The organism is Microcoleus sp. T3_B1 (assembly GCF_036700445.1).
Taxonomy (GTDB): domain Bacteria; phylum Cyanobacteriota; class Cyanobacteriia; order Cyanobacteriales; family Microcoleaceae; genus Microcoleus.
This window is the reverse complement of the sequence record NZ_JAUBOX010000017.1, coordinates 1-21854: the sequence shown is the minus strand read 5'-3', so window position 1 is coordinate 21854 and position 21854 is coordinate 1. Positions and strand designations below refer to the sequence as shown.

18 protein-coding genes are annotated in these 21854 nt (G+C 46.1%); 12 read left to right on the top strand and 6 right to left on the bottom strand.

Annotated elements, in window-relative coordinates:
* Positions 1-17 precede the first annotated feature (17 nt).
* Positions 18-1340: a J domain-containing protein gene (locus tag QT990_RS11735; RefSeq protein ID WP_333307787.1), complete on the bottom strand. Its 1323-nt coding sequence runs from the start codon at positions 1338-1340 to the stop codon at positions 18-20.
* A 677-nt stretch (positions 1341-2017) separates the two neighbouring features.
* Between QT990_RS11735 and QT990_RS11730 the strand changes: the two genes are divergently transcribed.
* The 6 genes from QT990_RS11730 to QT990_RS11705 all read left to right on the top strand — a co-directional run bounded on the left by QT990_RS11730 (position 2018) and on the right by QT990_RS11705 (position 11925).
* Positions 2018-5293 carry a DNA polymerase I gene (locus QT990_RS11730; RefSeq protein WP_333142601.1) on the top strand — a complete coding sequence of 1092 codons (3276 nt, stop codon included), beginning with the start codon at positions 2018-2020 and terminating at the stop codon, positions 5291-5293.
* A gap of 11 nt (positions 5294-5304) precedes the next feature.
* Entirely contained in the window at positions 5305-5877 is a 573-nt protein-coding gene (locus QT990_RS11725; protein ID WP_333142602.1) for a thermonuclease family protein, read from the top strand.
* Positions 5878-5923: 46 nt separating this feature from the next.
* On the top strand, positions 5924-6922 hold the full coding sequence (locus QT990_RS11720) for a hypothetical protein (protein ID WP_333142603.1): 999 nt from the start codon (positions 5924-5926) through the stop codon (positions 6920-6922).
* A 188-nt stretch (positions 6923-7110) separates the two neighbouring features.
* The gene (locus tag QT990_RS11715; protein WP_333142604.1) at positions 7111-7632 is read left to right on the top strand and encodes a hypothetical protein; all 522 of its coding nucleotides are present in this window, start codon (positions 7111-7113) and stop codon (positions 7630-7632) included.
* A gap of 354 nt (positions 7633-7986) precedes the next feature.
* Complete coding sequence (locus tag QT990_RS11710) at positions 7987-9702, top strand: ATP-binding protein (RefSeq protein ID WP_333465275.1); 1716 nt, start codon at positions 7987-7989, stop codon at positions 9700-9702.
* A 516-nt stretch (positions 9703-10218) separates the two neighbouring features.
* Positions 10219-11925: a calcium-binding protein gene (locus QT990_RS11705; RefSeq protein ID WP_333465274.1), complete on the top strand. Its 1707-nt coding sequence runs from the start codon at positions 10219-10221 to the stop codon at positions 11923-11925.
* Positions 11926-12094: 169 nt separating this feature from the next.
* Here the strand turns inward: QT990_RS11705 and QT990_RS11700 are convergent, their stop codons facing one another.
* On the bottom strand, positions 12095-12787 hold the full coding sequence (locus QT990_RS11700; RefSeq protein ID WP_333465273.1) for a DUF2259 domain-containing protein: 693 nt from the start codon (positions 12785-12787) through the stop codon (positions 12095-12097).
* Positions 12788-13054: 267 nt separating this feature from the next.
* On the opposite strand from QT990_RS11700, the gene QT990_RS11695 reads away from it, so the two are divergent.
* Together QT990_RS11695 and clpB are read left to right on the top strand one after the other, a co-directional pair.
* Positions 13055-13345 carry a hypothetical protein gene (locus QT990_RS11695; protein ID WP_333465272.1) on the top strand — a complete coding sequence of 97 codons (291 nt, stop codon included), beginning with the start codon at positions 13055-13057 and terminating at the stop codon, positions 13343-13345.
* Entirely contained in the window at positions 13332-15947 is a 2616-nt protein-coding gene (gene clpB, locus QT990_RS11690) for an ATP-dependent chaperone ClpB (RefSeq protein ID WP_333465271.1), read from the top strand. Before QT990_RS11695 ends, clpB begins: the two co-directional genes overlap by 14 nt.
* Positions 15948-16044: 97 nt before the next feature.
* Here the strand turns inward: clpB and QT990_RS11685 are convergent, their stop codons facing one another.
* Positions 16045-16221, bottom strand: coding sequence for a ribbon-helix-helix domain-containing protein (locus QT990_RS11685; protein WP_333465270.1), 177 nt, complete (start codon positions 16219-16221; stop codon positions 16045-16047).
* Between the two features lie 69 nt (positions 16222-16290).
* Positions 16291-16470 carry a ribbon-helix-helix domain-containing protein gene (locus tag QT990_RS11680; RefSeq protein WP_332960054.1) on the bottom strand — a complete coding sequence of 60 codons (180 nt, stop codon included), beginning with the start codon at positions 16468-16470 and terminating at the stop codon, positions 16291-16293.
* 204 nt (positions 16471-16674) lie between these two features.
* Here QT990_RS11680 and QT990_RS11675 point away from each other — a divergent pair, with 204 nt between their 5' ends.
* The 3 genes from QT990_RS11675 (at position 16675) to QT990_RS11665 (ending at position 18450) form a co-directional block, all read left to right on the top strand.
* On the top strand, positions 16675-16908 hold the full coding sequence (locus tag QT990_RS11675) for a hypothetical protein (protein WP_333052782.1): 234 nt from the start codon (positions 16675-16677) through the stop codon (positions 16906-16908).
* 203 nt (positions 16909-17111) lie between these two features.
* A complete protein-coding gene (locus tag QT990_RS11670) occupies positions 17112-17645 on the top strand; it encodes a DUF262 domain-containing protein (protein WP_333142614.1) in 534 nt (177 codons plus the stop codon).
* A gap of 112 nt (positions 17646-17757) precedes the next feature.
* A complete protein-coding gene (locus QT990_RS11665; RefSeq protein ID WP_333142615.1) occupies positions 17758-18450 on the top strand; it encodes an MAE_28990/MAE_18760 family HEPN-like nuclease in 693 nt (230 codons plus the stop codon).
* Between the two features lie 166 nt (positions 18451-18616).
* On the opposite strand, the gene QT990_RS11660 is transcribed toward QT990_RS11665, so the two are convergent.
* Positions 18617-19279 (bottom strand): hypothetical protein, encoded by a 663-nt coding sequence (locus tag QT990_RS11660; protein WP_333142616.1) that lies wholly within the window; start codon positions 19277-19279, stop codon positions 18617-18619.
* 323 nt (positions 19280-19602) lie between these two features.
* A complete protein-coding gene (locus QT990_RS11655) occupies positions 19603-20619 on the bottom strand; it encodes a YihY/virulence factor BrkB family protein (RefSeq protein WP_333142617.1) in 1017 nt (338 codons plus the stop codon).
* A 136-nt stretch (positions 20620-20755) separates the two neighbouring features.
* Between QT990_RS11655 and QT990_RS11650 the strand changes: the two genes are divergently transcribed.
* Entirely contained in the window at positions 20756-21388 is a 633-nt protein-coding gene (locus tag QT990_RS11650; RefSeq protein ID WP_333142618.1) for a hypothetical protein, read from the top strand.
* Positions 21389-21854: the final 466 nt, after the last annotated feature.

Here is a 21854-nt window from a genome sequence, read left to right as displayed (position 1 = left end):
ACTGCCAACTGACTAATTCAAAAGATACGATCGCCCAACCAACTTCCCAGCCACAGCCCAAAACCGGAAGTAGCCACCAACAGGATAACCGTGTAAAGCCCGCTGCTGGTGTGGATCAACCTTTCTGCGGCTACCATCCGGGCCACAACTCCAGCAATAATGCCGATCGCAGCCCAAGCCCCATAAACAGCCTTAGATCCGGCGATAGCCAAAGCTTGGACGAGATCCCCCGAACCCGCCCCAGCAAAAACCCCCGCCCACGCCCCAATCCCCAGCCCGATCGCACCTCGGAGCCCGACGGGGCCGCCAGAATTGACGCCTAGTTCCGTCGCCAGCCCGCACATCAAGCCGACAATCGCCCAACACACGGCCGCCACCAACGCCTTAACCCAATTCCCAGAAACCGTTCCCGCCATCAATCCCACCACTGCCACCACTCCCCCTACAGCCAAAACAGCAGCCACAGCCCGATACTGGGCCTCGGAACTGGCGATCGCCCCCAAACCAGCCCCAACTGCTGCCCAAGCAGCCCCTGTGACCCTTCCTCCCGCCTGAAAACCAGCGATCGACCCCCCTACCGCCCCAGCCAAAACTAACGCCGCCAGCCACACTCTAGGCGTTGCCGAACCCTCCGCCAGCAAAATCGCGGCCCACAGCCAATCTGCACCGCAGATTAAAGCCCACATCCACAGCGGGGCCGCTGATTTCGTCAAAATCCAACCGGTCAAAGCGTAACTCGCCACAGCGATTGCCAGCGGCCACCAAGGGAAGCTTGAATAGTGTTGAGATGGCCGCACTTCCCTCGGCGGGATTCGTGGTTTTGAGTATTGAGTTGAAAATTCTGTTTTCCTTCTCGAAGTAAGCTTTCGATAGTTTTGAGATGGCCCTGCTTTCCTCGCAACGATTCGCCCTGGTTGCTTTGTGCCCCGCCACGCTGGGCTATTGTGAGTGGTAAATCGTTTCTTGCTTGAAGAGTTTTTTTGAGTTAGAAATTTTTTGGAGGGGGCTTTTGGGCGGGTTTGACGGCGCTGGGAACCAGGCTTGGCGGCTGATTTTGCAGAACGCCTTCTCAGCGGCTTTTCCGGCGCAGGGGGCGGTGGCTGCTGAAACTGTTGTTCGATCGACTTTGATTCAGGCTGACTCAGAAATAACACCAACTCCTGGTAAGCTTCATTAATTTCTGTTAATCGTTGTTGAGCTTTTTGTTGCAGGCGATCGTTGTGGGCAAACCGATCGGGATGCCACACAAACGCTAAATCCCTGTAAGCGCGCTTAATTTCTTCTAGGGAACTTCCCGGCTCAATTTCGAGGATTTCGTAGCATCGATTAATGTCAGCCATAGGCTTCGGGCAGGTGTTGGTAAATTCGCGTGAAGCGAAGCTATCCCCTAGGGAATCGTACTTAACTCAATTGGCGTAAGTCCCACGCTGTAATTGTACTCAATTGGGCGTTGGGATATAAGCTTTCGCAAGGTCTATGAAATAATCAAAAATTTCCTGATTTCTCACAAAAAGATGGTAAGATATAAGTGGTTGCGACCCACCCACTCGGCTGCAAACAACAGGTCACAGTAGCAGTAGTATGCTTACCAAGGATAACTGCGAGAGAAAGGGGGAAAAGACAGACCGCTGGTTATTGGGATACGTCCTAATTTGAAATACAATCCAAGTTTGTCATACGGAATAGTTTTTTGCCTTGGGAAACAGGGTTTCTGCGTGGGTTCCCTACGAAGGGATAAAGGCTGCAAAGCCTTCTTATGCTGTGTAAGACTTGGATCGTCTTGAGTGACGAATATTCAGCAATGGATATCCCCAACGCCCGCAACGGCAAATGAGACACGAAGCCTACACGCTCACCGCAAGGTTAGTGTGAGGTATTTCACCATCTTGTACTATTCTCAGCCAAGCTGCACATTAAGCCGAGATCCGATCGAGTGTCAAGCGTCCTCAAGTCTGCGGGCCATCCTTCCGGTCGATCAATGCAGGCGGACAACTGAGTACAATGAGAAAATCCTTTCGTGCGATCGGTATTTGTGTCTGTGTCGGCAAATCAAGCTCCCATCTTCATCTTAGTTGACGGCCACTCTCTGGCCTTTCGCTCCTACTTCGCCTTTGCCAAAAGTCGAGACGGAGGCTTGCGAACGACAACAGGCATTCCCACCAGCGTCTGTTTTGGCTTTCTCAAGTCGCTGCTGGAAGTAATGGCGGCCCACGACCCCCAGTACATGGCGATCGCCTTTGACCTCGCCACACCCACATTTCGCCACGAAGCAGACGACACTTACAAAGCCGGTCGAGCCGAAACACCCGAAGATTTTAAGCCGGATATCAAAAATCTGCAAGAATTGCTCACCTATTTGAATTTACCTGCAATAACTGCTCCCGGCTACGAGGCGGACGATGTTTTGGGAACTTTGGCAAACAAAGCCAGCGCGGCGGGTTATCAGGTCAAAATCCTCACGGGCGATCGAGATTTGTTTCAATTAGTAGAAACCGAAAAACAAATCAGCGTATTATATTTGAGTACCGATGAACTCAGGCGATCGGGCAAAGGCAAATCCCAAGAATACGGCCCGGAAGCAGTCAAAGAAAAACTCGGCATTTTGCCCGAACAAGTAGTAGATTACAAAGCTTTGTGCGGCGACAAATCCGACAACATCCCCGGAGTAAAAGGCATCGGCGACAAAACCGCCCTGCAATTGCTGGAAGCTTACAATTCCCTTGATGGAATTTATGCAGCCATCGACGAGATTAAAGGAGCAACTAAGAAAAAGCTAGAAGAAGGCAAAGAAGCTGCTTATCATTCTCAACGCATGGCGACAATTGTCCAAGACGTGCCATTAGAAATCAACTTAGAAGATTGCCAGCTTATAGGTTTTGACGAATCAGCCTTGATTCCGATGCTGGAAAAGTTGGAATTTAAAACATTTTTAAGCAAAGTTAAACAAATTCAAAAGCGTTTTGGTGGCGTAGAAGAGAAGGAAAAACAAGAAGAAGAATCCTCGTTCCCCGGCTCTGCCCGGGAACGCATATCCAGAGGCTCTGCCTCGTCGGAAAACACCCTAGAACAGCCATTGGAGGGTGTAGAAAAGCCCTTGGAACAGGGCGGGCAAGATGCCCACCCCACAATAGATAAGTCACCTCCAACTTCTGAAAGTTCAGAAGAAAACGCCTTATCCTTTTGGAGTCATGATGATACCAAAGCCGCCCAGCAGGAAAACAAACTGCCCATTAAACCCCGAATAATTCAAACAACCGAACAGTTAAACGAATTAGTCGAACTGCTACAAACCTTCACCGACAAAACTACACCCGTGGCGTGGGATACCGAAACCACCGCGATCGAACCGCGAGACGCCGAATTAGTCGGAATTGGCTGCTGTTGGGGAATCGGTGAAGAGGATCTCGCTTACATTCCCACGGGACATAAAACGGGCAAAAACTTGGACAAAGCCACAGTTTTGAATGCTTTGCGTCCGATTTTGGAAAGCGAGAATTATCCCAAGGCGCTGCAAAATGCTAAGTTCGATCGATCGATCCTGCGTTGTCAAGGAATCAAACTAGCCGGAGTCGTCTTCGACACCATGCTAGCCAGTTACGTACTCAATCCAGAAACTAGCCACAGCCTCAGCGAATTGTCAAAGAAATACTTAGGCATTGTTGCCCAAACTTACAATGAATTAGTGCCAAAAAACAAAACAATTGCTGACATCAGCATTGGAGAAGTAGCTAAATACTGCGGCATGGATGTTTACACTACATTTCAGTTAGTAGGTAAACTTAGAGCAGAATTGAAGGAAGCTGATAAAACTAGCTTTCCCCGAAAAACTTTGGAGGGGTTATTGCTGGAAGTAGAACAGCCCCTAGAACCAGTTTTAGCAGAAATGGAATATCAGGGGGTTCGCATAGACCTAGGACATCTTAAAGAACTCTCCAATCAACTGGAACCGCAATTAGCAGCTATTGAGCAGGAAATTTATAACGCCATACCTCTTGAGGATTTCAAGGCTTATCTCGCCGAAAAAATCGAACATATCGAACCCACTTTAGGGACGGTTCCTCAGAAAGTTTACGAAGCCGTACCTAGTGCAATTTTAAAGCCTTATCTCAAGAAAATATTGCCAAAAAATAACCTTAATTTGGCTGAAATTAAGCAGAAAGTTGACAACACAGCACCCAGTGAACTTTTAAAGTTGAACTCACCATCCCAGTTGAGCGAACTGCTGTTTGACATACTCAAGCTAAACACCAAAAAGTCTCGTAAAACTGCGACAGGCTTCTACTCCACCAATGCTGACTTCCTAGAAAATTTGCAAGGAGACCATAAGGTTGTCGATGCTATCTTAGATTACCGTACCCTGCAAAAGCTTTATTCTACCTATGTAGATGCTATACCGAAGCGGGTGCGTCCCGATACTCAGCGATTGCATACTGATTTCAATCAAACTGTTACAGACACAGGTCGTCTGTCTTCTTCTAATCCTAATTTGCAGAATATTCCCATCGGTACGGAATTTTCTAAGCAAATTCGCAAAGCTTTTTTACCCGAAGAAGGTTGGCTGATGGTGTCTGCTGACTATTCTCAAATTGAACTGCGAATTTTGGCTCACTTGAGTCAAGAACCTGTGTTAATTGAAGCTTATCAAAATAACCGAGATGTGCATACCGTGACGGCTCAACTTTTATTTGAAAAGGAAGAAATAACTCCCGACGAGCGCAGGTTTGGCAAAACGATTAATTTTGGGGTAGTTTACGGTATGGGAGCGATCAAGTTTGGGCGATCGATGGGCAAGACTTCCAAAGATGGCAAGGAGTTTATTGCTAAATTTAACGCTCGCTATAGTAAAGTTTTTGAATTTTTGGAGAAAGTAAAAAAAGAGGCGATCGCCCTCGGATACGTTACCACAATTTTAGGCCGCCGCCGTTACTTAAACTTCGAGAGCGAAAGCCTCCGCGACTTAAAAGGCCGCAATCCCCAAGACATTCACTCCGATCGACTTAAATCTGTCAGCAGAGATGATGCCCAATCTTTGCGGGCCGCAGCCAACGCTCCGATTCAAGGCTCTAGTGCTGATATCATTAAACTTGCCATGATTGAGGTACACAAAATTTTGCAAAACTATCAGGCGCGGCTGCTGCTGCAAGTTCACGATGAATTAATCTTTGAAGTACCTCCCGATGAATGGGAAGAATTGCAGCCGAAAATTAGAAGTGCGATGGAAAATGCTCTGCCACTTAGCGTACCGCTGATAGTTGACATCCACGCTGGGCAAAATTGGATGGAAACTAAATAAAACACAGAAATATGAGCCAACTTAAAATCGCCATTTTCCCAAAAATAAAAACCATAAGTGCAGTTGCTGTGCTATTGCTACTATTCGGGTGTCCGCAAAAGTTTGCACCGAATAACTATGCTGTCAAGCGAGTCAGCGACGGCGACACCCTTGTCGCCAGTGATGCCGCCGGGAAAGATATCAAAGTGCGTTTTGCCTGTGTAGATGCACCGGAAGTCGCGCACACCAATGCTGAGAAAAATAGCAAAGCAGCAGCAAAAAAAAATCAATTTAAGTGGGGAAATCTAGCCCACCAAAGAATGCAGCAGCTAGTCAAAAAAGGGGGTGGTCGCGTTGTTTTGACTGTCACCGATACTGACCGCTACGGCCGCCAAGTTAGCGAAGTTCGCTTGCCAAACGGCACATTTGCCCAAGAAGTTTTGACCCGCGAAGGATTAGCAATGGTTTACCGTCCTTACTTGAAAAACTGTCCGAGTGCAAGTATTCTGGAACAAGCAGAAGCCGAAGCTAAGAAAAATCGCCGCGGCGTTTGGGGTGATTCCAAGTTTGTGCCAGCTTGGCAATTTAGACAGAACGGCAAATGAGCGAAATTTTGATTTTGTGGTAATTGTTCTTTATCTAAGAATCCCCATGTTAGAAATCACCGTAAAAAACAACGCTATCTGTTTCGGTAAACACTTCTCCCTGAATTTTGAACGCACTTTGCGGATACCCGACGACGGTAAAACCTATCCCTTACCGCCGGGATTAGGCGATTTTCCAGTCTGCAAAGTTGATGACTACATTTCTAGAGTACCTGAAACTTGGAAAGAACACGGGGGCGTGTTTATTCCCATGTATCAACGGGAAGCTTTGTGGATTTATTTTAGAGGCGTTGATTGGCGGCCCAATGCTGTTAAAATTGCTGTTGGTAAAATCAATGCCGTTTCAGGCAAACCTTGGCAGCAAAAACTGCAAGCTGATGACCAAGATTATGTCATTTGTCCCGATCAACCCTGGTTAGATGGTATCAATGCTGGTGAAGGTTACATCCGCCAATTTGTTGCTATGCCTCTCGGTATGGGTTACACTGTCGAAGGACAAGTAACTGGTAAAGAAGAATTTGGTGGCCTTCAAATCATTGTATTCGATCCGAAACCAGGGTTATTTCCAGAAGAACCGCCGCCCTCACAATTACTGAGAGGTAGAGGCTTTAGTGATTTTGCACCTCTCGATTGTATCGCATTTGGTGGTGCGGAAATGGGATTAGCAGCAGGTGGTAAAATGAAACAAGAAATTTATCCCGATAGTTACGGTATCAACACCTGGGACGAGACAAATTTCGGCAGAGTATACGTCCACATTGTTAATAGCATGATGTATCGGGAAATCACTGGTAAAGAACCGCCAAACACGCCAGTTACTGCCAAAACTTACAGTCAATACAATCTTCCTTGGTTCGACCTTTACGACGAACAAAAAGGCTCTGTCGCACCCTCAAGTATCCTTTCTCAAGTCAAGTCTGTCAAAGAGATGGACGAAAATCAGGGATTTGCACCGCAGCAAGACGATACATCTGTTGACATTCCTCAAGCACAAATTAAAAAGCTCAAAGTCGATCCCGATGGAGTCAGAGATGGCAATTGGTAGTCTACTAGCAGAATCTCGATTGTATATAGGGACAATTAATCAATTGCCTTTGTAAATAGACAGTGCTGCATCAGGCCTGCTAAATTAGACACTACCTGTCGCAGTAAGGCGCGCCGAGACGTACCCTACCGATAGATTCTTTGTGGAAGTCCAATCAATTAGCAAAAAATTACCATTAAGGGACATCAATGAATTTCAAACATCTGGTTATTTCTGGCCTGACCCTGCTCCTCGGTACTGCAATCGTAGGAAATGCTATTGCTCAAGAACTGACCAACGACCAAAAAACGGTTGTTTGTCGCTTGAAAACAGAAGTTGACCAGCGGAAAGGCAACGGTCAAAAATTAGTATTTGTGCCGTTGCTGGGCCAAGTTCGCAAGCAAGTTTCATCTCCTTTTAGAGCAACACTGCATCCTAATGTGGAGTATGTTTTTGTTGCCACTTGCGACGGAAATTGCCAGGATTTAAACTTATCTCTCAAGGATGCCAGCGGTCAGGAAATCGCTGTGAGTCAAAAAACAGGCGAACTGGCGTCAATCTCTTTTACTCCCCCATCCCAAGGCGAATATCAAATCAGTGCTAAGCCTGGGGAATGCAAGACGGCGGAGGGTTGCAGTTACGGCCTGGGAATCTTCGTTCCGGCAAGTGCTAGCGTACCTAATGCTTCAAGAATTCCTGCGGAGATAGCACAATTTCGACTTTGCCAGTAGAGGAACAGGGATAGAGTTGTGGGTTGCGAGTAGAGTAGAGTCTTGAATCAGACATCTAACTCATAACTTGCAACTTATAACTCGCCACTCATAATATCGCAACCACGCCCGACGGTGAGGACGTTCTTAATTACTCAAACCCTCCCTTTGACTGTTTCTTCCTTCTTTCTTCTTTCTTCTGCTATAATTTGTTACGCATAACTGCTCCAAACTGTCAAGCCGATCGAGCTGTGGAACCTTGCAAAGGCCCAATAACTGCCGAAAGCTCGCTTCAAGCCAGAACTTTATTTACCCTCAGACAGGCATCAATTAGAATATAGATGGTGCCTCTCAAAGGTGACGAGTACATTGCCCATGTCTTTAACCTTAGCTTTGAAAAATCAACTGCAGAACCGTCCTCAAATAGGGTTGAAAAGTCTGTTGGGCCGCTTGGGTATCAGGCAGAAAATCGGCTGCGGATACGCCTTGGTCATTAGTATTGCCGTTTTGGGTGCTGTGGCGGGACGGGGAGTAGAATCCTATCACAAACAGCAAGTTAGAGAAAAACTAGCGCTCGACCGAGATAAAGCGGAAATCCTGACAAACCTCAACAACACGGTGCAGGAAGTCAGAATTCAGCAGCAAGAGCTGGCGAGTCTGACGACCAAACCGCAAATTTTTGATCGCCAACGATCGGAATTCCTGACTCGCGTTGCTCAGATGAGCGGCATCCTCGAACAACTGCAAACCCTACCGCCGACGAAGAATCCCGAGGTTGCCAAAGACTACCAACAGCTTCAACAGTTCGCTCAAGCCAACGGCAAAACCGTAGAATCATACTTTCAACAAGTACAAAAATTGTTGGCTGCTGCCAAATTATCTGCTTTGAATCCGCAACAGCAGCAGGCTTTGGGGCGGAACTTGAACAATTTTGTGGCGGGCGAAACTGCTTTGAAACTCAAACAGTTTTCCGAGGATTCAGCCCAACTGGCCGTCAACTTTCGCGAAAAAGCAGACGAGGCATTGAGAACCTACGAAAATGCCGAAAAACTCGGAACTCTCATTCTCGTTTGCTCTCTCTTGATATCAGGTGCGATCGCAGCAATTCTAGCAGCATACACCAGCGGGGCGATCGCTCGCTCCCTAGAAGCCACCACCCTCATTGCTCAGCGAGTGACAGAAGAATCTAACTTTGACCTGCAAGTACCCGTCACTACTTCCGACGAAGTGGGAATGCTAGCAATTTCCCTCAACGAACTGATCCAAAGAGTAGCAGAATACACAGAAGAATTGCACGAAGCAAAAGTAGCAGCCGAAGCTGCCAACCGCTCGAAAAGTGCATTTCTCGCCAACATGAGCCACGAACTCCGCACCCCCCTCAATGCCATCATCAACTACAGCGAAATGCTGCAAGAAGATGCTCAAGATTCCGGTTCCGAAGATTTTCTCCCCGACTTAGAAAAAATTCAAACCGCAGGCAAACACCTGCTGGATATGATTAGCGACATCCTCGACATTTCCAAAATAGAAGCAGGTCACGTCACCCTTTATTTGGAAAACTTCGACGTGGCGACCATGATTGAAGAAGTGATGACTACTGCTCAACCGCTAGTAGAAAAAAAAGGCAATGCTTTAGCACTGAAAACAAAAGGCGAACTCGGCACAATGTATGCGGATCAACCGAAAGTGCGGCAAATTCTCCTTAATTTGCTCAGCAATGCTGCCAAATTTACCGAAAAAGGCGTCATTACTATCGGCGTAGAAAGAATTAAAATTGAAAAATCTAGAGCGGCGAAACAAAATAAAAATAATGATATTAACTCGGGTTCAAGCTACACTTCTCAAGTTTTAATGTTTCGAGTCAGCGACACCGGCATCGGGATGACAAACGAGCAATTAGAGCAGATATTTAAACCTTTTACCCAAGCTGATGCTTCGACTACCCGCAAGTATGGAGGCACAGGTTTGGGATTGACAATTAGCCAGCGTTTGTGTCAAATTCTCGGTGGCGAAATTAGCGTCGAAAGCGAAGACGGTAAAGGTTCAACTTTTATTGTCAGTCTCCCGGAACGGGTTGTGATGCAGGCATGAAGTCAATCGATTTTAGATTTTAGATTTTAGATTTTAGATTAAAGAATTGAAGCCTTGACCCCACGGATAAATTCGGGGGGCAAGTTTCATCGGATACAGGTTTTTTATTTCTGGACGGATGAATCCGGGGGCTTGTATCCTGGATGCTTTCGGTGAGGCAATATATGGATTTTGACACGGATACACGGATTAATTATTGAGTATTCGTCAATAGTCAGGAGGCAGATATTCAAGGAAAAAGAAAGAGGGAGGAAGGAAGAGGGAAATTTTAAAATGTATTGATATAGCAACCGCCAAGGCGGTTAGGGGATAAAGTGTAAATAGCCCCAATTGCCGTGCGATCGCAAAACCCATCTCCAAAGTTGTACTCTTAAATATCAATACTTCGGACAGTTTTTGATTACCAGCCGTAGAATAAGGGTTTCAAGGCTCCAAGGCGATCGAGCTACCAAGGGAAAACCGAGGGTTTCAGACTACGAAATAAAAACAGTTCGGACTATTGAAATATGAGGGTTTATGAATATTACTCGCGTCTCAGTTGACTCAGCAGGCAATCAGGCCAATCAAAGTCCATCGGTATCCTCCTCTCATTCCATTTCGTCCGACGGGCGGTTTGTGGCGTTTGGATCTCCAGCATCCAACCTCGTGCCGGGGGACACTAACGCTGAATCCGATATCTTTGTGCACGACACTCTAGCTAATACCACCACCCGCGTCTCAGTTGACTCAGCAGGCAATCAGGCGAACGGCATTTCCGTCTGGTCCTCCATCTCAGCCGACGGGCGGTTTGTGGCATTTTCCTCTAATGCCACCAACCTCGTGCCGGGGGACAGTAACAATAAAAACGATGTCTTCGTGCGCGACACACTAGCCAATACCACCACCCGTGTCTCTGTAGACTCAGCAGGCAATCAGGGGAACAGCCATTCCGTCGGGTCCTCCATCTCAGCCGACGGGCGGTTTGTGGCATTTTTATCTTTTGCCACCAACCTCGTGCCGGGCGATACTAACGATAACCCTGACATCTTCGTGCGGGATTTGTTGACGAATACCACCACCCGCGTCTCTGTTGACTCAGCAGGCAATCAGGGAAACAAGTATTCCGGCGCACCCTCCATCTCAGCCAACGGGCGGTTTGTGGCATTTAGGTCTGATGCCACAAACCTCGTGCCGGGGGATACTAACGATAATCCTGACATCTTCGTGCGGGATTTGTTGACGAATACCACCACCCGCGTTTCTGTTGGCTCAGCAGGTAATCAGGGGAATAATGGGTTCGGCGAACCCTCCATCTCAGCCGACGGGCGGTTGGTGGCATTTTCTTCTAATGCCACCAACCTCGTGCCGGGGGATACTAACAATAGACACGACATCTTCGTGCGGGACACGCTAGCCAATACCACCACCCGCGTCTCTGTTGACTCAGCCGGCAATCAGGCGAACGATTCCTCCGTCTTCAGCCCCTCCGTCTCAGCCAACGGGAGGTTTGTGGCGTTTTCTTCTAATGCCTCCAACCTCGTGCCGGGGGATAGTAACAATAGCCACGATATCTTCGTGCGGGATTTGTTGACAAATACCACCACCCGCGTCTCAGTTGACTCAGCCGGTAATCAGGGGAACAGCGGGTCTTTTGAGCCCTCCATCTCTGCAGATGGGCAGAAAGTAGCGTTTTCATCTGAGGCTAGTAACCTCGTACCGGGGGATACTAACTTTACTTTCAATAGCCGCCTCGATGTCTTTGTTTCTGACACCGGTAGCACTCCAGGCAATAACCCTCCTGATAACAGCATCAACGGCAGTCCCGACAACGACATCCTGTTTGGCACCAGCGGCAACGACATCATCAACGGTGTGGAAGGGAATGACGTACTTATGGGTTTGCGGGGCAACGATATCCTTGTCGGGGGCGACGGCAGCGATGTCCTGTATGGCGGCAAAGGTTTTGACACCCTCAACGGCGGTTTGGGAAACGATATTCTAATCGGCGGCGCGGGCAATGATGTATTTGTTTTAGGTGCCGGGTTGGGAGTTGATACGATCGTTGATTTCGCCAAGTCTCAAGATACCGTGCAATTAATCAATGGTTTGACCTTCGGACAGCTATCAATTTCGCCGGGAACTGACGGCACATTAATTACAGTAGCCAGCAGCGGTGAAGTTTTAGCTTCTTTGATAGGTGTTGCTCCCAATCTCATCGGTTCTGAAGATTTCATCTCGGTCTAGAGATAGTAAAATAGCAATCCTTGCAGGAGTCGTAAATTTTTACCCCACCCCAGCCCTCCCCTTACCAAGGGGAGGGAGTAAGAAATTCACAAATGATTTAGGATTGCTATATAGGGGTTCTGCGTAAGTTTTGATAATTCCCAGGTTAAAACCTGGCAATATAGCAAGCCTAAAGAACAAAGCCTTGTACAACAGTAGTTTTCAAGACTCCTTCAAAAGTGCGTTCTGTCTTGTCCACCAGCACAACGACATTGCGCCGGTTCGGAGACAAACGAACTTCTCGGATTGAATAAGAGAACACCCAATCTTGAAAATTGTTCAGCGTTCCGAGGACACGCTGCCGACCGTTATGATTAATTACAAGACGCATGGCGGCGCTTTCTCTGCCAGCAGAAGCATTTTTTTGCCGCTGTTCTAGGCGAATTTGTAAAGGCTTTGCTGTATTGACTCTGACGGCGACTGTCTCGCTTCCATTGGCTCCGGGAGTACGAGAAATAATGTTGAGTTTAGTTCCAGCGTGAGGAGGAGTTAACTTCAAAGTTTGCCTGCTATTCCAAGTTTTTTTAAGCAAGTCATCTTCTGCCATTTTAGTGCTTTTATTGGAGTCTGGTTCGCCATATTTAGTTTCGATACACCCATTTCTGATGCAGGAATTTGCAGCAACTTGGACAATTTGCAATTCTGCTTTGGGAATTCCCGCTCCTGTATCTCTGGAACTTTCTAGATACAAGTAGTAATTGCTGTCGGCGGAAAAACCAGACATCCGGTGTGCGGCACGCCAGGTATTTGCCCAAGCTTCAGGGGCTACTGCGATCGCGGCACTTGCTATAATTCCTAACGCTGTTAAAGGTAAAATTTTCATAGCTATCTTTTCCATGTGTGAGAGTTATAGCGGCTGTTATTGATGAGTAAAACAATAACGCTTCCGGTTTAGCTATAGGACTGTGACGCTTCTCAAGTCCTCTCTCCTATTTACATGAGTATTTCTCCATTTTCCGCAGCAGGAGACTGTTTAAGAATGTGCCGTTTTTTCAAGTGGCACTAGAAAGCATTTTTAATGTGAGAGTTGGTCTTATCTCACATCTTGTACTATTCTCCAGAACAGGCTTTCCGGCCTGTTCTACAAAGAGTGAATTTTCTTCTTGTGGAACACGCCGGAAAGCCTGTTCATAAAAAGCTTATTGACAATGGTGCAACATCTCAGTCTTATCCAAGAGTCCAACTTTTAGGGGCGACAGTTTGCTTTTCCTTGCCAGACACTGCTACACAGGACGGAAATACCTATCTCAAGATAGGGGAACACCGATCCGTCCCCCGTCTGCAACTCCCTACAATGACAATTGTACGGGCGATCGAGCAATTGCCTCTACAGCAGTCATCATTTTTAATGCAGGGAATTAAAATTTATGCAACCGAATAATCCAAACCAATTTACCGAAAAAGCCTGGGAAGCCCTCGCCCGCACCCCCGAAATCGTCAAAGCAGGTCAGCAGCAGCAGCTAGAAAGCGAACATTTGATGAAAGCTTTGCTGGAACAAGAATCGGGACTTGCTAGCAGCTTATTTAACAAAGCGGGAGTTTCTGTAGCAAAATTGCGCGATCGCACTGATGAGTTTATCAGTCGCCAGCCGAAAATTACTGGAAGCGGCGGCAACGTTTATCTAGGTCGTTCTCTCGACACTTTGCTCGATCGCGCCGAAACTTATCGCAAAGACTACGGCGATGAATTTATTTCGATCGAGCATTTGATACTAGGTTACGTTAAGGACGATCGCTTCGGCAGAAATCTACTACAAGAATTTAAACTAGATGAAGGCAAGCTCAAAGATATCATTACCCAAGTCCGGGGGAAGAACAAAGTGACCGATCAAAATCCAGAAGGCAAATACGAAGCGCTGGAAAAATACGGCCGAGATTTGACAGAAGCCGCGCGTCAAGGCAAACTCGATCCGGTAATCGGACGGGATGACGAAATCCGCCGCACGATTCAAATTTTGAGCCGTCGCACCAAAAATAATCCGGTATTGATTGGGGAACCGGGAGTCGGCAAAACTGCGATCGCCGAAGGACTCGCCCAGCGAATTATCACCGGAGATGTGCCGCAATCTCTCAAAGACAGACAATTAATTAGCCTAGATATGGGCGCGTTAATTGCCGGGGCAAAATTCCGGGGAGAATTTGAAGAACGCTTGAAAGCGGTGCTCAAAGAAGTGATGGACAGCAACGGCAAAGTCATCTTATTTATTGATGAAATTCACACCGTTGTCGGTGCGGGTGCGACTCAAGGATCGATGGATGCCGGTAACTTGCTCAAACCGATGTTAGCGAGGGGAGAATTGCGCTGTATCGGTGCTACAACTCTCGACGAATACCGCAAGTACCTCGAAAAAGATGCGGCACTAGAACGCCGTTTTCAACAAGTTTATGTTGACCAACCAACAGTTGAAGATACTGTCTCGATTTTGCGGGGCTTGAAAGAACGCTACGAAGTTCACCACGGCGTGAAAATTTCTGACAGCGCCCTAGTGGCGGCGGCTACTTTGTCTACTCGATATATTAGCGATCGCTTCCTTCCAGACAAAGCCATTGACTTAGTGGACGAAGCAGCCGCTAAACTCAAAATGGAGATCACCTCCAAGCCGGAAGAACTAGACGAAATTGACCGCAGGATTTTGCAGCTAGAAATGGAAAGACTGTCGCTGCAAAAAGAAAGTAACGCTGCTTCGATCGAGCGCTTGGAAAGACTGGAAAAAGACTTAGCCAACCTCAAGGAACAGCAAAGCGCTTTGAACGCCCAATGGCAATCGGAAAAAGGTGTCATCGGAAACATTCAAAAGATTAAAGAACAGATTGACAAGGTTAACATTGAAATTCAACAAGCAGAGCTAAAATATGACTTGAACCGCGCTGCTGAGTTGAAATATAGCAAGTTAACCGAATTGCAAAAACAACTGCAAGAAGCAGAAGCTCAACTGTTAGCAACTCAAACCACAGGCAAAACTTTGCTGCGGGAAGAAGTCACTGAAGCTGACATTGCCGAGATTATTTCCAAGTGGACGGGAATTCCGATCAGCAAGTTGGTTGAATCGGAAATGCAGAAACTTTTGCACTTGGAAGATGAACTGCACAAGCGGGTAATTGGACAGGATGAAGCGGTGACGGCGGTTGCAGATGCAATTCAGCGATCGCGCGCAGGTTTAGCCGATCCCAATCGTCCGGTTGCGAGTTTTATCTTCCTCGGCCCCACGGGTGTTGGTAAAACTGAGTTAGCTAAAGCATTAGCGTCTTATCTGTTCGACACCGAAGAAGCGATCGTGCGAATTGATATGTCGGAATACATGGAAAAACACGCGGTTTCGCGGTTAATTGGTGCGCCTCCGGGATACGTTGGCTACGATGAAGGTGGACAGTTAACTGAGGCTGTGCGCCGCCGTCCTTACTCAGTGATTCTATTCGATGAAATCGAGAAAGCGCACCCGGATGTATTCAACATCATGCTGCAAATTCTGGATGACGGCCGCGTTACCGATGCTCAAGGTCACACAGTAGACTTTAAGAATTCTGTGATTATTATGACATCGAATGTCGGCTCTCAATACATCTTAGATGTGGCGGGAGATAACGAACAAATGCGGAGTCGGGTGATGGAAGCGATGCGGGGAACTTTCCGCCCGGAATTCTTGAACCGGATTGATGAGATGATTATCTTCCACGGTTTGAGTAAGACGGAACTGCGGCAGATTGTGCTGTTGCAAGTTAAGCGCTTGGAAAAACGGTTAGCCGATCGCAAAATGTCTCTGAAATTGTCGGAATCTGCGATCGACTTCTTAGCAGAAATTGGTTACGATCCGGTTTACGGTGCGCGGCCTCTGAAGCGGGGAATTCAACGCGAGTTGGAAACGCAAATGGCGAAGGGCATTTTGCGGGGAGATTTTTCTGACGGCGATACCATTTTTGTGGATATCGAGAATGAAAGGTTGGCGTTTAAGCGGCTGCCGGCACAGTTGGTGACTGCGAAATAATTTGAGTAGGGTGGGCTGCGGCCCACCTTATTTTTTTGAGGCGATGGTTCTTTTTTTTACTGCTGATGGACGCGGATGGGATTGCGGGCGATCGTTCTTAAGGGCGATCGTTTTCTGATTTATCTTTTTTGAGCTCTTGGCGTTCTCTGACTGCTTTAGCTGCCACATGGGAAAGCAGGTTTGCGAGGGTTCTATCTTCTTCTTCGGCCCATTCGGACAAGGCTTGATGAACGTCTTCTGGCAGTGTAACTGTAACTCGCATTCGTGAAGGCATAGGTGGGCACGGTTTTACTTCAATTGTCTTAAATTTTACACTGCAAACCCTTTCAGTATGGCGCCGTCTTCAACTCGGGCGATCGCTCCGGGATTGGTCCTTTTTCTGCTCTTGGCGCTCTCTAACAGATTTCGTCAGCAGGTAAGTTGTCAAACTGCTAACGGATCTGCTTTCTTCTTCTGCCCATTCTTCCAGAGCTTTTTGAATTTCCTCTGGTAGGTATGCGGTAACTCTTCCCCGTGAAGCCATTCGTTGCACTACAAAAAATCTCAATACAGTCCATCTTACGCTGTTTTGAGTTAAGACCGATAAAAATATTTCATTTTAAGTTGTTTTAAATTATTGTACGTCATTGTGTGTTATAATACCACCTGTAAACAGTCAAAAGCCAGCCCCTTACTGTCCAAGGTTCCGGGCTGGCTCTGGCTCCAACATTCAATGGAGACAAATTCTATGATGACATACAAAGAACGCTTGTGTTGTTGGGCGATCGCCCGTTTGTTACCCTCTGAGCAATGGATAATTGTTGCCCGCTTCCGCAGTCGTTCAGATGCAGACGGGCATTTTCAGTTTCTGCGTCAAACTATACCCCACGTTAAGTTCGAGGTTGTGTTCGATTCCAGTGGGGACAGTCACCGTTTATCGGCCTTGGGCCGCCCTTCCAATTCCGTCACCAGCGCGTTATAAATGGTAATTTTCGCGGCGGTTTCAGTTAATTAAACATTGGCGATCGCACTTTTTTTGATAAGTGCGATCGTCCGTACCATCTTAGCCAAATCAGAATTTATACTGGGGTGGCCTCAAGACTAAAATTCTCCGAACAGGACTTTATCAACCTTGGGCTGTGGTAAAATGATCGTATCCACACCACTTTCTCGTTACTTAAAAATATGCGATCGAAACTAGAACAAATTACGCTGCAAGACAGAAATGCTGCTGAAATGGAAATTCGCGACAATCGGCAGCAAATTAATTACGACACCAAACAGTATCCACTCGAAATACTCGTTCAAAAATATATGGAAGGAATTGACGATGATACTAATAAGTTGTTTATTCCCGACTACCAACGTGAAATGACTTGGGATGAAGCAAGGCAATCAAAGTTTATCGAATCTGTAATTTTGGGGCTGCCAATACCTTATCTATTCGTTGCTGATATCGGTGATGATGAAAATGATGAATCACGTTTAGAGATCGTAGACGGTGCAGAACGCATTCGTACTCTAACCAGATTTGTAAACAACGAATTAACCTTAATTGGACTGAAAAAATTAGAGCATTTGAATGGATTTAAGTTTGCTGATTTACTCCTGCCTCGTCAGAGGCATTTCAATCGAACTACACTTCGGGTAATCCAACTAAGCAAAACTGCCAATGAGGAATTCCGAAGAGATTTATTTGAGCGGCTACAATCATTTTAATAGCCAAGTAAATACATTTAAAAGAGAGCCAAAAATCTCTGGGTATTAGTTTGAGGAATCAAAAAGTAGTTGTGTGTATTGAATATATCTGCGATCGACTGGTAAGATAATCATGGAAACTGTACTCTTCGACTTTCATACACGCGCTAAAGATGTGGATGATTACTTCATTTTTCTGGAGAGCTTGGAAAAACAGACAACGAAGTTAGCTGTATTCGATCCTGCTGGCACATACAAAATACAAAGTCTCGATCCTGAGTTAGCAAAAACTCTGAGAGCTAATGGTTTTTTGTTACTGTATAACTTAGTTGAATCCACTATGCGAAATGCGATTGAAGCCATATTCGAGGAGTTTAAAAATAAAGCCATCTCTTTTGACGATCTCAAACCAAAAATTAAAATAGTTGTTCTTCAAAATCTTAAAAATCGTTCTCCTAAGAAAATTCATTTAACAATCAACCAAATCTCTACAGATATCATCACAGCTACATTTGAGCGCGAGGAACTGTTTTCAGGAAATGTGGATGCTAGGTTGATTAAAGAAATAGCAGAAAAATATGGTTTTTCATATCAAACAGACTTTACTAAGACAAAGAACGGGAAAAATCTTGTAGTTGTTAAAAGCAACAGGAATGATTTGGCGCATGGGATTAAGTCTTTTGAGGAAGTGGGGCAAGATCAGGCTATTGAGGAACTATTAGAAATTAAGGAAGAAGTCGTAGAGTATTTGACGCAAATACTGGAAAATATCAGAGATTATCTTGACAATGAAGAGTATTTGGAGTTACCCACAGGTAATCCTTAATTTTTGTTTTCTTCAGTCCGCGCAGGTGTCCAGAAACCGGGTTTTTGCGAGAATACTTTTTACAGCCTGCTGAAACAGCAAAAAACCCGGTTTCTCGCGATCGCCATCAACCTAAAATGACGCAATTACGTTAAAAAACCGCGTTTTTGCGTCCAGGACTACTAACTTACTTTCGCACCATCACAGACTTAATCACAGCATTAGGCTGATACTTATTAGTCTGAAAAAATCCCCCTTGACCAGCGCCATAAACTCCCGCAAATTGTTTCCCTTCAGCCTTGGGAACAAACATAATGTTTCTAGTGGGTTGCTTGGCAAATACAACCCCTTCTCTCATTTCATTATCCACGTTATAAGATAAAGTAGCCTTGCCGTAAATGGCCTCAGCTTGTTTCAGAGTCATTCCCGGCCCGACGCCCTGAACAGTTTTATAATTAGAATTATCAGTCATCAAAAGTTCAATGACATCGGTATCTTTTAGCTTTGTACCCGCAGCGTAGATAATCCGATATTGCACTTTTCCCGATCGGCTGACAGCCACAGCATCAAAGTCTACCATAAAAGGAGACTCTACCTTAAACTGCGCCGTGGAACCCAGAGCCTTTTTCAATTGTCCGAAAGTCATTCCCACCTTCGCCGCTCCAATTGTGCGATCGGAAATTGTTAAACTTGCAGAAGGTGTTTTTTGAGCAGCATTTGCCGTTTCCCCCAGCTTATTTGCACCCCTAGGCGCAATAGCGGAACCCGGAACCGAAATTAAGGTGAGGTAACTGCCGATCGCCAGCAAAGCAGCTATCATTGATCCAGACAAAACTTTAATATTCAACATGACTAATTCTCCTAGATTTCAAATGCGACTATCTACCCGCATCTTTTTGACTATCCTGGGCCTCACCCTCCTAGTTTGGATTCTCAGAGGTGTTGGGATATTGACATTCATTCCCGGTGGTGTGATATGGATACTAATTTTGTTGTCTTTTGTTGCGGGTATCCTCAGCACTTTACTCCGCAGGTAAGCCGGCATCCGGTAATTAATAATAGTTTTTTGACTGTTCACTGTTCACTGTTCACTGTTCACTGTTGTCATAACAAATAACAAATAACAAATGCCCAATGCCCTGTTTGGCCAATGCCCTGTTTGGCCAATGCCCGTTATTTTAGTTTCATTGCCTTTGCGACTGTTACATTTAACTGAGCGCCGATCAGCATCACCAAAGAAGAAATATCGAGCCACAGCAGCAACACAATAAAAGTTCCGATCGTGCCGTAAGTCCAACTGAAATTGCCCCAATGCCCAACATAAACCCGAAATAAAGCTGAAAAGAGCGCCCACAAAATAGCAGCAAAAACAGCTCCAGACAAAATAGGAATATCTGGTTGACGGCGGCTAGGCCCGTAGCGGTAAACAAAGGCAAAGGCAAGTGATACAATTCCCAAAGAAATCGGCCACCGCCACAGCCGCCAAACACCTAACAATTGCGACTCCAAAGGGCAATTGCCGGCGAGTAGCAAGCAATTTTGAACATCTTTTAAATCGCAATTGGCAACGGACTCCAGCAGGCAACTCTGGCGGGCAATAGCTTGTACAATTAAGTCGCTGACAAAGACTACTCCCGATGCTAGAATTAACAGCACAATTGTACCGATACTCAGCGCCAGAGAAATAAGTTTTGCTTTCCAAAATGGTCGAGTTCGATCGCTAGGGATTTCATGGATGCGATCGAGTGCAGCCATCGCCGCGCTCATTACTCCAGAAAATGCCCAAATCGCCCCAAGAAAGCTCACCGAAAACAGCCCTTTACTGCGAGTTAACAGAATTTCTTTGATTAAGCCACCAATCAACTTCCGCACGTCATCGGGTATAACTTCGCCCAAAAGACGGGCGATTTGATACAGTGTTGACTGCAAAGGTTCAAAGAGGGCGATCGCAGATAAGATAGCCAACAGCCCCGGAAACAGCGCCAGCATAGAATTGTAGGCCATTTCCGCAGACAGCCCCGGCAAGCGCTGTTCTCCCGCCTTCGCCCCGACTTCCTTGAGCGTGCCCCAAGTCAAACACCGACAAAACAGCCAAAATCCCCCAAATTTCCGTTTGAGTGCTCGAAGCAGCCTCAAAAATGCCTGAAACAAAGCTAAAATCAGGTAGCGCAACCAGTAAAAAATGTTCATAGCGCACAGGCAATGGGGCGAAAGATGAGGTACACAAGTCGTTAATTAATTAAGGCATTATCAACTCGCAATTGCCAATTCCCAATTCCCCCATCTAAAATCTAAAATCTAAAATCTAAAATCTAAAATCAATATTATGGCTCAGGATGTCAGACAGTGGTTAGATGAAATCAAGCGGCTGCAACAGCAGTTAACAGAAGTTTCGCGCGATCGAGATGAGGCCGGTGAAAGTGCCGCTCAGTGGCGCCAACTATACAATACCGAAGCCGAGCAGCGGCGGAATGATGCTAAATTAACTCAGCAAACCATCGCTTCTCTGGAAGCACAAATAGAGCAATTACAAAATTTTTCCCCCCTTGTGCCCGAAGGCGACGATGCTGGAGTTGCTCGCCAGCAGGAAGTCGAACAACTGCAAACAGTAGGCGAACTTAAAGCTAAGTTAGCAGAAGTTCTCGAAGAACGCGATCGGGCGATCGAACAAGTTAAACAACTCACTCAAGCCCTCAAACAAGAAGAAGCCCGTCACGCCGAAACTAGCAAAAATTTAACTAGCGCCCTCGGAGATGCCGTTGACTTGCTCACGAAAGCCCAAAATCCTGCCCCTGCAAAAACGGAGACAGTATATTCTTTAGAGATAGTACCTACTCGCACTGCAAATCCTGGCGAAACTGCTCTGGAAATCCGCCAAACTTCTGCCCCAGGCAAAAATCCCGCCCAGCTTCCACCTTCTAAAAATCAGTTACTCGATTTACCGCCCTTTGGGAATTAGGAGTTACAAATTCAGGAATTTTCGGCATGGCGAGTCCCCTTAGCAGGTGGGATTTAGTCAGCGATGCGTTGTTTTTGCCTTAACTGCAATTAGGCTGCATTAATTTATCAGCTTCTTTAGGATATTCAATTCCGCTTATATCGGAATGATTAAACCACAGAGGACGCAGAGGATACAGAGGAAGGGAAGAGAGATGAATAATTCCGATGAAGGGCTGAGTTGATATTATTCCGCATCTACGGATGGTCTACTAATCGATGTAACTGTACTATAGCAATCCTAAATCATTCTCATAATTAGGGCTTGCTGAATAATCGATCGCACATCAAGAATAAGAGCGATCGATATATTCAAGCTCGATTAAAGATAAGTTTTTTCGGTAGATAGTTACCCCAATGATAATTGTAGATTATCTTCAACCAAAAAACAGGCCTTCTTTTTCCAAATAGACATAAAAACACACAAA

Excerpts from the sequence above, each read along its gene's own strand:
- QT990_RS11735 (WP_333307787.1), bottom strand. The coding sequence starts at position 1,340 with ATGGCTGACATTAATCGATGCTACGAAATCCTCGAAATTGAGCCGGGA.
- QT990_RS11725 (WP_333142602.1), top strand. The coding sequence starts at position 5,305 with ATGAGCCAACTTAAAATCGCCATTTTCCCAAAAATAAAAACCATAAGT.
- QT990_RS11720 (WP_333142603.1), top strand. The coding sequence starts at position 5,924 with ATGTTAGAAATCACCGTAAAAAACAACGCTATCTGTTTCGGTAAACAC.
- QT990_RS11715 (WP_333142604.1), top strand. The coding sequence starts at position 7,111 with ATGAATTTCAAACATCTGGTTATTTCTGGCCTGACCCTGCTCCTCGGT.
- QT990_RS11710 (WP_333465275.1), top strand. The coding sequence starts at position 7,987 with ATGTCTTTAACCTTAGCTTTGAAAAATCAACTGCAGAACCGTCCTCAA.
- QT990_RS11705 (WP_333465274.1), top strand. The coding sequence starts at position 10,219 with ATGAATATTACTCGCGTCTCAGTTGACTCAGCAGGCAATCAGGCCAAT.
- QT990_RS11700 (WP_333465273.1), bottom strand. The coding sequence starts at position 12,787 with ATGAAAATTTTACCTTTAACAGCGTTAGGAATTATAGCAAGTGCCGCG.
- clpB (WP_333465271.1), top strand. The coding sequence starts at position 13,332 with ATGCAACCGAATAATCCAAACCAATTTACCGAAAAAGCCTGGGAAGCC.
- QT990_RS11685 (WP_333465270.1), bottom strand. The coding sequence starts at position 16,221 with ATGCCTTCACGAATGCGAGTTACAGTTACACTGCCAGAAGACGTTCAT.
- QT990_RS11680 (WP_332960054.1), bottom strand. The coding sequence starts at position 16,470 with ATGGCTTCACGGGGAAGAGTTACCGCATACCTACCAGAGGAAATTCAA.
- QT990_RS11675 (WP_333052782.1), top strand. The coding sequence starts at position 16,675 with ATGATGACATACAAAGAACGCTTGTGTTGTTGGGCGATCGCCCGTTTG.
- QT990_RS11670 (WP_333142614.1), top strand. The coding sequence starts at position 17,112 with ATGCGATCGAAACTAGAACAAATTACGCTGCAAGACAGAAATGCTGCT.
- QT990_RS11665 (WP_333142615.1), top strand. The coding sequence starts at position 17,758 with ATGGAAACTGTACTCTTCGACTTTCATACACGCGCTAAAGATGTGGAT.
- QT990_RS11660 (WP_333142616.1), bottom strand. The coding sequence starts at position 19,279 with ATGTTGAATATTAAAGTTTTGTCTGGATCAATGATAGCTGCTTTGCTG.
- QT990_RS11655 (WP_333142617.1), bottom strand. The coding sequence starts at position 20,619 with ATGAACATTTTTTACTGGTTGCGCTACCTGATTTTAGCTTTGTTTCAG.
- QT990_RS11650 (WP_333142618.1), top strand. The coding sequence starts at position 20,756 with ATGGCTCAGGATGTCAGACAGTGGTTAGATGAAATCAAGCGGCTGCAA.